The organism is uncultured Thiocystis sp., assembly GCF_903866365.1.
Taxonomy (GTDB): Bacteria; Pseudomonadota; Gammaproteobacteria; order Chromatiales; family Chromatiaceae; genus Chromatium.
This window is the reverse complement of the sequence record NZ_CAIPNF010000086.1, coordinates 1-2,601: the sequence shown is the minus strand read 5'-3', so window position 1 is coordinate 2,601 and position 2,601 is coordinate 1. Positions and strand designations below refer to the sequence as shown.

Here is a 2,601-nt window from a genome sequence, read left to right as displayed (position 1 = left end):
GCGTCGCCCAGATCGATCCCGCGAAATTCTTCTTCTGCCCAGCCCATACAGACCCCATCGAACAACAGTGCCAAAACCGGATTTTACCCGAACACGGGAAGTTGTGTGTAATGGGATGCGTTTAAATAGGTTGCTTCTGGAAGTCCAGGCTTAAAAAATCCCGAACACCTATGCACGGCCTTGGTGTAGGCCCGTCGGGTATGGGGATTGCGGATGTTGGCGGTGAAAAACTCGATGAACCGCTTGCCCGCCTCGGGGGTCGGAACAAAGAGCGCCGGCAGGGTCACCGAGGCCCCACTGACTGACACCATCGCCTGCGTCATGCGCGAACCCTCCGCGCCCCTCTGTTTTGCACGCTCCCCGCGCCCCAATCACCCCGATCCTGGCCTGCGGCGTTGGCGATGCCGATCCCGGTTGCCTGCCTTGGCAGCTTATCTAAAATTTTGTATCGTTTCGTCATGTCTGCCCCCAAACCGATTGCATTCTGCGGCAGCGCCCTGGATGACCTGCGCGCCTTCCCCGTCGCCGCGCGCCGTGAAGCAGGGCATCCACTCGACCAACTCCAGCAGGGTCGTCTCCCCGATGACTGGAAGCCGATGACCACCATCGGATCCGGCGTCCAGGAGAGTCGGATTCGGGACGCCAGCGGGGCCTTTCGACTCATCGACGTCGCGAAATTCCCGGAAGCCGTGTACGTCCTGCACTGCTTCCAGACGAAAACGCAGAAAACCAGTCAGGCGGACCTCAACGTCGCCGAGCAACGCTATCGAGACCTCATCCAGGAGCGAACCCCATGAGCCACGACCGTTTTACCAGTGTCTGGGACGCCCTGGAGGACACGCCCCAGGAGGCCGAGAACCTGCGGCTGCGCTCCGCCTTGATGATGGCCTTGAAAGACCATCTGACCCACGCGGGCCTCACGCAAGCGCAAGCCGCGCAGCAACTGGTGCGGATCGGCACGCCGCAAGCCGCTCCCGGGGGTCGCGCAAGCAGTTCGTCCCGAACCTGGAGAAGCTCCGGCGGAGCAGGAGCAGCCCCTCGGGGGCGAGGAGAAGCCCCTGTGGGGCGTGAAGGAGCCCCTTCGGGGCCTGGATGCGTCAGTGTCGGCGCTCACGCGTGTCGCCGCCGTGACCCGCTGAGCAGATCGGACGCGCGGGTGGCGATGTCGCTGACCGACACGGTCTTGTCCGGCGTGGGCGAGCGCGGGTTCGCCGGACGACCCGGCCCGGCACCGGTTGAGCGATCTCCGCACCCTCGTTCGTGACGGGTGCGTGGCGTCCTGGGCAGACCGGATGACGTTTCTGCTGAAACGCGTTGCACCAGCGCCTTCTCCGCCGCCGAGAACAGGGTGTCACCCGCCACCCTGAAGATGGCTGCGCGATTCCACGCAGGCGGGCGCGGTCGTCGTTGGTGGGATCGGATCCGCGTTGGAGATCCCGGTCGCCTGCCACGGAGCGCTTCGCCGATGGCCCCGTGCCTGGCACCCTTGACCGACGGGGCGTCCGGTGCAACTTGGCTGGCTCTCCGACCTCCCTCTGAATGTCCTCGATGCGGCCCGACTTGTGGCGTTCGTCCGGCCAACCCCTTCTAACGCCTTGGCGAGCGCCTCACAGCGTCTGGGGCCGTCTTTTCGCCGGCGCGCAGAGACCGATCGCCGCGCCATCCGCCCTCCAGGGATGCCTCGTCCTGGGCCGTGTGGTCGCCGTGGATCAGCGACGATCATTGCGATGCCGCGTCGTTCAGGGCAGGCTCCAGAGATCCAGAGATCCAGAGATCCAGAGATCCAGAGGACGCTGGCGCGCCCGAGAGGGCGTTCTTCGGCTCGCGGGGGACAGGGGGCTTCTCTCGCTTCGACTCGAATCTTACTCCAGGGTCGGTGGGAGGGGAAAAAGCTCGAAAGACAAGCGCTGACAGGCGAACCCCCCCCCCCGTGACCGCTGCAACGTGTCTCACCAAACTGCGTCACTCTTGAGGTAACAGATTGAAATCAAAAAGCGAAAACGGTCAAAAACTGCGTCATTTCAGGGTCCGGCAGGCCCGCCTGACGTCATCGCTGGAAAAACGACGTCACGTGCGGCCATCTTGAAGCGTCGACAGTCCGCCTTGGCCAAAGCGGTCGGTCGTGCGACTGACACGACCGTCTGTTCGACGCGCTGATGTGAAGATCGAATGATTGGAACCTCAGTGCTGCCCGAAGCCGGGGTGCCTGGCTGGAGATCTGTTGATCGCCGCGCGGGGCGGCTGGAGCTTCATAGAATTTGCCTGTCCATTTGAAGTGCCCACCCATTTCAGGAGGCCGATCGGCGCGCCATGCGGCCACCGGTCAGTCGAAGCCAATCTTGCGATGAGGGCGAAAACGCTCGCGCGACTTCAGAAACCGGTCAACCAGCCCGCACGCGGACCACCCGACCACCCGCGGCAGTTCCTCAAGGCGCTCCAGTGATGTGAAGTGCCTGTCGTCTCTAGGAGCCTGTCCGGCTTAGCACCCGCATCGCGAGTACAATCGTGTGTCTCACCCCGAAGCCCAGCGGAGCCTCCATGGCTGTCGAGTTCATCCCCATCGACCGAGACACCCCACTGCTGTTGCCGCCGTGCATCCAG

At 63.7% G+C, this 2,601-nt stretch carries 2 protein-coding genes; one reads left to right on the top strand and one right to left on the bottom strand.

Annotation, left to right across the window (positions count from 1 at the left end):
• Nucleotides 1–83: 83 nt before the first annotated feature.
• Nucleotides 84–323, bottom strand: a complete 240-nt coding sequence (locus tag QZY07_RS05485; RefSeq protein WP_295400463.1) for a hypothetical protein — start codon at nt 321–323, stop codon at nt 84–86.
• A gap of 135 nt (nt 324–458) precedes the next feature.
• Between QZY07_RS05485 and QZY07_RS05480 the strand changes: the two genes are divergently transcribed.
• Nucleotides 459–797, top strand: a complete 339-nt coding sequence (locus QZY07_RS05480; RefSeq protein WP_295400461.1) for a type II toxin-antitoxin system RelE/ParE family toxin — start codon at nt 459–461, stop codon at nt 795–797.
• Nucleotides 798–2,601: the final 1,804 nt, after the last annotated feature.

Coding starts and splice junctions, on each gene's coding strand:
- QZY07_RS05480 (WP_295400461.1), top strand. CDS start 459: ATGTCTGCCCCCAAACCGATTGCATTCTGCGGCAGCGCCCTGGATGAC.
- QZY07_RS05485 (WP_295400463.1), bottom strand. CDS start 323: ATGACGCAGGCGATGGTGTCAGTCAGTGGGGCCTCGGTGACCCTGCCG.